Genomic DNA, 9,380 nt, shown 5'->3' with positions numbered 1-9,380 from the left:
TCCTATGGGCATCATAGTAGAAGATTATAGTAGTAAGCCTGCCGGAGAATATAAGGACACCGTGACCTTTACGGCGAAGGTGGAGACAGCAAGACAACTCCACAGTTTTACTCTGACAGGACCATATACCCATCAAAGTCTTGTGGTGGAGTTTTATGAAGGCGACACATGGAACGATATGGCTGCGAAATATCCGAATACTATAAAGATACATAGTGGTTATGCGACATTCGGTAGCGATGGATTCATCAATGATAAGGGTGGCTCTGATAAGGGTGGCTCTTGGGTTTCGGCTACCGCACAGATTGATCCAAACGAGACTTACGTAGTACAGTAGTACAATTGTTCAGATGAACTTTGTCCTGCCGAACTGCGGTGTGTGGTTCGGTGGGACAAAAACAAAGTGGAATGTGATTATGTTTCTATATGTTTCAACGAGATAGACAGAAAGAATCGTATGCTCACAGATTAAAATATCATAAAATGCAGGAAGAATTAGTATGGATGAGGAAAAGTATAGATTTTTAGATAATGATGTGTTTTATAGGTATATGAGTCTTGATGAATATCAAAAATGGATTGAAGGCCATAGAGAACATGAGGAGGTGTTCATCCAGAATATTAAAAAGGAGAGCGATTTTTACTGTACGCAAAGCTGTTACTATTCGACATATGCAGCTAAAGCAAAATTAGCATTACCTGTCAAGCCGAATATAAGAGTACAGTTTAAGATTAGGAAGATAAGCAAAGATTCAAAAGAACAGGATTATTTATATAAAAGACCTGTGAAAAAACAGATTATTGATAATAATGGGAAGTTTATTGATAAAATTGTGGATACAGAAGCGTATTGTGCTGGAACGAAATGTGAGCCAGGAGGAGGTATGGAGTACTATATTCCGATAGGTTTAGCATCTAAAAGCGAAGTTTTGGTAGAACTATATGACGTGGAACGAGTTTATTTGATGAATCTTGAGGTTGATTGCAATGAAGATCATTTTTGGAAAAATCAAAATGGAAAAACTGTAAAAAATGTATTTGAGGCTCGTGAAACTTTTGCGGAATTATCTGAGGAAAAAGCAAGAGAATGGGTTAGAACTTTGCTTGAGACTTACGAGGGTTAAAAGTCATCAGGAAGAAACAGTTTGTGTATGGCTTATGTCAGACTGTCGTTTTGAATATAGAATGACAGTCTGTATTAAAACATGTTTATGATTATGGTGTTTGAGCGAAAAGGTGGTGGAAATGTGGAAGGAAAACCGGAAAACATCTTTGCAAAGGCAAAGAAATTATATGCCGAATTGTAGAGGGCGGTTGCGGTGCCGGTTACGATAAATATTGGAATGGACTTTCAGATTACTACAATGCGCAAGTACTCACGGCCACACAGGCAATTGCCCTGGCTCAGGCCAAAGCCACCGAGACCGGCAGTAACTGCGCTGTGTTCTATGCCGGCGGAAGTATGCATGGTCAAGTAATGGTTGCGCTGAACAATGGTTCAACAAAAGAGGTTCCACAGTATTACGATGCCGGAGATAAGGGTCTGACCGGATATAAAGGCTACTATGTGCCGAAGCAGTACCCCCCATGCACTCACTGTGGCCTCACGCCACGTGTGAGCTTGAACAGCAACGATGATGAGGAAAGGTCGTGAGCAGATGAAACGAAAACTGAATAAAATCCTTGCGGCTTTTCTGATAGTCATATTAGCTCTTGGAACTCTCACCGGCTGTTCGGGTAATTCTGTTGGAAATGCAGATAACCCTAAGAAGGATTACAGTAACATCGTAGAGAATCCCAACATCTCCATTCCCGGATATGAAAACCTTGAATTTAAGGCAGAGACGCAGAAACAGAATGTGAATTTCTACAATCCGATCTGGTAATTAGCAGGATGACTAATTTTAGATATGATATTTAAAATGCTTCTTGTGTTTTGATTGTCACAAACTAGTAAAATTGGTATATTGAAATTAGATTAAAAGAATAAGTTAAAAAATGGATTGTAAAAGTCCAAAAAATCAAAATAGGAGGTAGAACTTATGAAGATGAAGAAATTCACAACATTCGCACTTGCAGCAACACTTGCGATAGGAACATTTGGAATAAGTGTTCCGGTAAAAGCAGCGGAAAACAGTACGGATTACACAATTACCATTCCGGCAACTTTGACGGTAGAACAAAAGGGCTGGAATGCAACAGATGGAATTACCGCAAAGGTAAAGAGTGGCGATACATTTGACAGCAGTAAAAAGCTGACAGTGACGGCAGCATCTGCAAATGAGTGGAATCTCAAATCAGGCGAGAATGCCATAGCATACAAGATGGCTTCAGCTACAGAACAGGAAAAATCATATGCTGATGCAACGGCTACGACTTCACTGGAAATCAGTGCAGAAGATTTAAACACCGGTAATTATGAAGCACCTTTTGGCATTGTGGTTGAGGATTATACAGACAAGCCTGCCGGAGAATATAAGGACACCGTGATCTTTACGGCGAAGGTGGAAGACGCTGTTAAAGTAGAGACACTGCTGACCACCCTCACTTTCGGAGGTAGCTCTACCTACAGTGAAACTACAAGTGGAGTAGTTAGTGTTACAGCCACAAACGTTACGAATTACAATGCTAGATTTGGATGGCTTTGGTTTAACGAAGGTTCCCTGTCTGTTACAGCGAAAGAAGGATACACTATCACCAAATGCGTATTCATCCAAAATGCCAAAACGCCTATCACGGATACCGAGGCACCATTTGAGATACATGCTACTGATGAGGGTATCGTAGAAAGTACAAGTGCTATGGATGGCGTCACATCGATTGAGGTGTATGGCTACGAGAATTAACAAGAATTAGTCTGCTCTTGCGGGCTGCGGCTCGGAGGGGTGAGATACAGAAAGGTCGTGAATAAATGAACAGAAAATCAAATAGAATCCTCGCGGTCTTTCTGATGATCATACTTATATGCTCTCTGTCAGGTTGCTCGGGAAAAGTGGAGCAAAAGACCGAAAAGGATTACAGCAAAATTGAGATGAATTCCAACATTTCCATTCCCGGATATGAAAGTCTTGAATTAAAGGCAGGAACAAAAAAGCAGAGTGTGAACTTCTATAATCCAAAGGAGAATACCTGCTACTTCCGTATCAGTCTGGTGATAAAGTACGGTGCGGATACGGCAAGCGGTAAAGAAGGAAATGTTGGAGAAGAAACAGTTCTCTGGACTTCCGAAATGATAGAGCCGGGAGAGCATGTTAAGAGCATTAAATTAAGCAAAGAATTAGAAAGTGGTGAATACACCGCAACACTCAAATATGAGTGCTTTAGATTACAAGATAAGTCGCCGCTTAACGGATCGAATGTGGAACTTACTCTGAATGTGAATTGAAACAATCAGTAGAAGACACATGTAAAAATATAGTTAGGCGGTAATACGATAGACAGGAGGGTAATTCCATGACGAAAAGAAGGATAGTGAGATCCATACTTTCGGCTTTTCTTTCGCTGGTACTTATCATAAGTGGATTCCTGCCGGGAATGCCATTTGTGAGTACAGTACATGCGGAAACGGCGACTAAGACAATTACGCCCGAAATGGATGATGCGAAAACCGGAACGGGTACTATGGGAATCTCGCTTACAATAAAGAAAACACCTAGTGCTGGTGATTTCACATTTACACCCCCAACTTCACTCATATATGACGGTCAGGCCAAAGCGGCAACCGTTTCAGCAGAGTCTGAAGGCATGGGTGAAGTTACAGTGGAGTATTATAACGGTAATACAAAGCTTAGTGGTGCACCAACGGCAGAGGGTACTTATACAGTAAAAATAAATGTTGCAGAAGGTGATGGATATAAGGCTGCTACAGGTATTACCGATGACAGCTGGACATTTACGATAGCACCTATGCAGAAAACAATGACTATTACACTGATGATTCATGGTCATCAATTTACATATGACGCAGAGGGTGCAACCATTACTGCTACATGTGGAAGTACAGTAGGAAACTGTGACCTGACAGATAAAAAGGTTTCTCTTACTCTTAATGCACCGAAAAAGAAGAAAGATACAGATTCCCTAAGTGCATCCGCAACACTTGATGCAGAAAAACTCGCAGCGTTTAACAAAGCTACAGGGCTTTCTGTAAAGGAAAGTGATATAGAATACTATAAAGGCGATACCAAGCTTGATGCAGCTCCGACAGAAAAGGGAGATTATACTGCAAAGCTGACAGTTGGTACCGGAGATAATAAGGCAACTGCAACAGTTAATTATTCAATCGAAACGACAACCCAGACAGGTTCAATGGAAATCAAACTTACCATAGCTCCTGCAGAGGTTAAGACAGCTCCGACGGCAAATGAGCTTAAGTATAATGGAACAGAGCAGGCACTTGTAACTTCGGGCAAAGCAAAGGTTGGAACCATGCAGTACCAGATTGGTGAAAGTGCAACTACGGCTCCTACAGGAACTTGGAGTGACACAGTACCAAAGGGTAAGAATGCCGGTACATATTATGTATGGTATCGTGCTTATGTAGGTGAGAAAAACTTCACAGAGGCAAAATGTGTAACTGCTTCGATAGCCAAAAGAAGTGTAACGCTCACATCAGCAACAGCAACTAAGGCCTATGATGGAACTGCACTTACCAATATCAATGTAACAGTAGGTGGAGATGGATTTGTAACCGGAGAAGGTGTAAACTTTAATGTTACAGGAACTCAGACTCTTCCAGGCAATTCAAAAAATACATTTGATTACGCATTAAAGACTGGAACGACTGCAGGTAACTATAAAATAACAAAGACAGAAGGAACTCTTACAGTTACTGATCGTACAGATGAAGAAGGCGATGATAAGAAATATGAAATCACTGTAACTGCAAATAGTGATGTAGTAACTTACGATGGAACAGAGAAATCTGTTTCAGGATTCGTTCAGACAACGTTCACATTTAACGGTGTTACATATACTGTTTCAGGACTTACGGCAACTGTAAAGGGAACTGATGCCGGATCTTATACAGCAAAAGTAACCGGAACAGCAGTGGTTAAGGATTCAAAGAACAATGATCTGACAAAACAGTTTATTGTAAGTACATCTGATGGAACCCTTACAATCAATAAGAGAAATGTGACTCTGACATCAGCAACTGCTTCAAAGACCTATGATGGTAATGCATTAACTGATAATACTGTAACAACATCCGGAGATGGATTTGCTAAAGGCGAAGGAGCAACCTATAGTGTAACTGGTTCTCAGAAGGTTGTAGGAAGTAGTGCAAATGCATTTACATATACACTTAATACCGGAACCAAGAAAGCAAACTATAACATTACAAAGACAGAGGGAACCCTTACAGTAACAAGCCGTGATGCTAAATATCAGATATCACCACAGGCAAAGAGTGGTAAATTAAAGTATGATGGCCAGAGTCATGAAGTAACCGGATTTAAAACAGATACATTTACCGTTGAAGGAAATACTTATACAGTATCCGGACTTACAGCAGCAGGCTCAGGAACCGATGCAGGTTCTTATACCGTAAGTGTAAGTGGAACAGCAGTGGTTAAGGACAGTGACGGAAATGATGTATCAGATCAGTTCAGTGTAATACCACAGACAGGTACTCTTACAATCAATAAGAGAAGTGTAACACTCACATCAGCTTCTGATAAGAAAGAATATGATGGTGATGCGCTTACAAATGATGAGGTAACTGTAACTGGTGATGGATTCGTTACAGGTGAAGGTGCAACTTATGATGTTACAGGAACAAGAACACTTGTTGGTTCATCTAAGAATGACTTTACTTATACTTTAAATGAAGGTACAAAGGCGGATAACTATGATATTACTCCATCCTTTGGAACACTTACTGTTACTAATAGAAATACCAAGTATGAAGTAACACTTAAAGCCAATAGTGGAACTGAAAAGTATGACGGAAAAGAAAAGACAGTCAGTGGTTACACAATAGATGGAAAAGCAGGAGAAGGCACTGGTGAAAGCGTAGTAACCAGCTTTACAGCATCAAATGGAAAGACTTATACAGTAACCGGCATGTCAGCAGAAGTAACCGGAACAAATGCAGGTGAATATGTTGTAAATGTTATCGGAACACCTATAGTTAAGGATGCTGATGGAAATGATGTATCAGATCAGTTCAGTGTAATACCACAGACAGGTACTCTTACAATCAATAAGAGAAGAGTTACAATGACATCAGCAAAGGATACAAAAGTATATGATGGCAAGGCTCTTTCTAATGATAAAATTACTGTATCAGAAGATGGTTTTGCAGAGGGCGAAGGTGCTACATATGATGTAACCGGAAGCCAGACACTTGCTGGTGAATCAGCAAATACATTTACATATTCACTTAATGAAGGTACAATCGCAGACAACTATGACATTACAACTGTAGAAGGAAAGCTTACTGTAACTAAGTCAGATTCATCAGGAGAAGTTACAGCAGTATCAGGTCTTGTATATGACGGAAAAGCAAAAGCGCTTGTAAAAGCCGGAAAGACAGAAGGCGGCACTCTTATGTATCGTCTGGGAACCGACGGAAAGTGGCAGCAGGATATACCTAAAGCTACAGATGCCGGAACATATAAGATTTACTATTACATCAAGGGTGATGATAACCATAAGGATGATGGTAGTGAAAAAGCACCAAAGGGTTCAGTTGAAACTACTATAAAGAAGGCAACTATTAATCTTAAATCTGTAACCCAGAAGAATAATAAGGTTCAGATAAGCTGGACTAAGGTTAATGAAGCTGATGGATATGATGTTTATGTTCGTTATTGTGGAAGCAAGGCAAAGAAGCCGGTAAAGACAATAAAGAAGAATACAACAACTAAGACTTCAGTAGCAAAGATTAACGGAAAGAAGATTAATCATAAGAAGAACTTCTATGTAAAGGTATATGCTTACAAGATGGTAAATGGCAAGAAGAAAATAATTGCAAAAACTATCACAGCACATCTTGCAGGAACAAAGAGTGTTAAGTACACCAATCCAAAAGCTCTGAAGCTTACAAAGAGCAAGTTCACTGTAAAGGTTGGCAAGACTGCTAAGATCAAGGCAAAGATAACACTTGTCAACAAGAACAAGAAGCTTCTTCCTAAGAGTCATGGAGCTAAGTTCAGATACAGAACATCTGACAGTAGTATTGCAACAGTAAGCAAGAGTGGTAAGATTAAGGGAATTAAGAAAGGTACATGTACTATTTATGTATATGCTATCAATGGCAAGATGAAAAAAGTAAAGGTAACAGTGAAATAAAGATAATTAAGTGTTTCATGAGTTTATCTCTTAAGCTCCCTCGGTATCCAGAAATGGGTATTGGGGGAGTTTTTTTGAGTATATAATGTAAGTGAAAAGTGAATAAGTACAAGATTGGCATTTTTATAATTATAAATGATAATCTTGTGCAGCAAACAGATTGATGTTATGGAGATCAAATATAATTGTAGAAATTATTTTCCTTTTGTTTTATAACGAAAGTGTCGTCAAATTTTTCGAAAACTAAAAATGGTGACGATATAAGATATAGAAAAAGCCTATAAACAGGCGATTTGATAAGTTGGAAATTAAGAAAAAAAGTCAATAAGCTCCGTGAAGGTGGTAGAACAGTTGGTGCTGGTAACGTTTCTGAAATCATTGACTAATCATTACGTTACATTCGAAGAAGATATCCTTGGATATCTTCTTTTTTTTATGTTAATGTAGTCTTTGGAGGTAATACGCATGGATAATAAGATGTTCTTTTTTGACATTGATGGAACCTTAATTGATGTCAATAAAGATATATATGAAATCACAGATGCATCCAAGGTAGCTATGGATGAACTAAAGAGCAATGGACATGATGTCTTTTTGTCTACGGGCAGATGTAAATGCTTTATTGTAGATGGGGTATCATCATATCCTTTTAGTGGCTACGTAACATGCAATGGGGGACATGTCTCTTATAAGGGCAAAACTTTATATAAGACTGTCATTGAGCCAGAAGCGATTATGGAAACAATGAATCTTTGTTCACAATATGATATGAATTATTATTTTGAAAGCAATGATTATATTTATATAAAGGATCGTCATGATCCAACCCATGTTCATTTTGCCAATAAGTGGGGAATGAAAGATGAAATCTGCGTCGATCATTTTGATCCTTACCATATTGAAAGCTATATCGGAATGATCTATTGTAATAATTTAGATGATATTCCTGTGATGATTGAAAAATTATCACCATATTTCGATATTCAGCGACATCGTTCTCGTCATTCTTTTGATTTGACGCTTAGAGGTACATCGAAAGCCAAAGGTATTATGGAGCTTGTAAAAGCGATGCATAGAGATATGAAGGATACTATTGCTTTTGGTGATGGACGAAATGATTTAGAGATGATTGAAGAGGTGTCTCTTGGAATTGCGATGGGAAATGCAGTGCCAGAATTAAAAAAAGTTGCCAATTATGTAACAGCAAATATTGAGGATGAAGGCATACAATTTGCATTGCAGCATTTTGGCATGATAAATCAGCGTTGATAGGGTTTGAAATCGCTCTCAATTATGATATAATATAAAAGCAGATTTATTCTGAGAAAATTTTTAAAGGAGATATTATAAGATGGATGAACAGGAACAGTTAGTCATTAATTTGATTGTTAACGCTGGTAGTGCAAGAAGCTCAGCAATCGAAGCAATTCAGTATGCAAAAGCAGGAGATTTTGACAAAGCAGACGAATCTCTTCAGAATGCAAAAGAATCAGTAAATGAAGCACATCATTCTCAGACTGAAATGATTCAGGCTGAAATTCGTGGAGAAAAAGCTCCATTAAGCTTATTGATGGTTCATGCCCAGGATCATTTAATGTGCGGTTTAGTAGTTATTGATTTAGCAGCTGAATTTGTAGATGTTTACAAAAAAATGGCAGGAAAATAAAAACGAGGCTACGTACGTAGCCTTTTTTTGTTTGTTTTAATAAAAAACCCCACTTTAAATAGCCCAAAATGGCGATCTGAGAGATTTTTTAAAAAAATAGACAAAAAATGCTTTACAAAGAGGAGAGGTGATGATAATATAAGTGAGCACTCAGCGAGAGCCGAGTGGCCTGAACATTGAAAACTGAACAGAAACACGTCAAATAGATGAGTGAGAAAACACTCGCAAATAAAACAAGCAAGCAATTAACAAGAGCCAAAAGATGGCTCCATTGATAGACAATGGAGAGTTTGATCCTGGCTCAGGATGAACGCTGGCGGCGTGCCTAATACATGCAAGTCGAACGGGAATCTTCGGATTCCAGTGGCGAACGGGTGAGGAATACATAGGTAACCTGCCCCTCCGAGGGGGACAACAG

8 protein-coding genes and 1 rRNA gene are annotated in these 9,380 nt (G+C 39.0%); all 9 read left to right on the top strand.

Going from position 1 to position 9,380, the window contains the following annotated elements; all coding sequences use genetic code 11:
- Nucleotides 1–337, top strand: a 337-nt coding sequence (locus tag T513_RS0111255; protein ID WP_031590156.1) for a hypothetical protein, incomplete at its 5' end; no start/stop codon positions are given.
- 163 nt (nucleotides 338–500) lie between these two features.
- Entirely contained in the window at nucleotides 501–1,124 is a 624-nt protein-coding gene (locus T513_RS0111250; RefSeq protein ID WP_031590155.1) for a hypothetical protein, read from the top strand.
- Nucleotides 1,125–1,658: 534 nt separating this feature from the next.
- A complete protein-coding gene (locus tag T513_RS0111245) occupies nucleotides 1,659–1,886 on the top strand; it encodes a hypothetical protein (protein ID WP_031590154.1) in 228 nt (75 codons plus the stop codon).
- Nucleotides 1,887–2,042: 156 nt separating this feature from the next.
- Nucleotides 2,043–2,846: a hypothetical protein gene (locus tag T513_RS0111240; RefSeq protein WP_031590153.1), complete on the top strand. Its 804-nt coding sequence runs from the start codon at nucleotides 2,043–2,045 to the stop codon at nucleotides 2,844–2,846.
- A gap of 65 nt (nucleotides 2,847–2,911) precedes the next feature.
- A complete protein-coding gene (locus T513_RS0111235; RefSeq protein WP_051654448.1) occupies nucleotides 2,912–3,385 on the top strand; it encodes a hypothetical protein in 474 nt (157 codons plus the stop codon).
- A 68-nt stretch (nucleotides 3,386–3,453) separates the two neighbouring features.
- Nucleotides 3,454–7,296 carry an Ig-like domain-containing protein gene (locus tag T513_RS11860; RefSeq protein ID WP_080703165.1) on the top strand — a complete coding sequence of 1,281 codons (3,843 nt, stop codon included), beginning with the start codon at nucleotides 3,454–3,456 and terminating at the stop codon, nucleotides 7,294–7,296.
- Nucleotides 7,297–7,761: 465 nt separating this feature from the next.
- The gene (locus T513_RS0111225; protein ID WP_031590150.1) at nucleotides 7,762–8,565 is read left to right on the top strand and encodes a Cof-type HAD-IIB family hydrolase; all 804 of its coding nucleotides are present in this window, start codon (nucleotides 7,762–7,764) and stop codon (nucleotides 8,563–8,565) included.
- An 82-nt stretch (nucleotides 8,566–8,647) separates the two neighbouring features.
- Nucleotides 8,648–8,962 carry a PTS lactose/cellobiose transporter subunit IIA gene (locus T513_RS0111220; RefSeq protein ID WP_029071099.1) on the top strand — a complete coding sequence of 105 codons (315 nt, stop codon included), beginning with the start codon at nucleotides 8,648–8,650 and terminating at the stop codon, nucleotides 8,960–8,962.
- Nucleotides 8,963–9,240: 278 nt separating this feature from the next.
- Nucleotides 9,241–9,380, top strand: a 16S ribosomal RNA gene (locus tag T513_RS0111215); the annotation flags it as partial.

Source organism: Kandleria vitulina DSM 20405, from assembly GCF_000702065.1.
Classification (GTDB): Bacteria; Bacillota_I; Bacilli_A; order Erysipelotrichales; family Coprobacillaceae; genus Kandleria; species Kandleria vitulina.
This window is presented reverse-complemented; position numbering and strand designations above follow the sequence as displayed.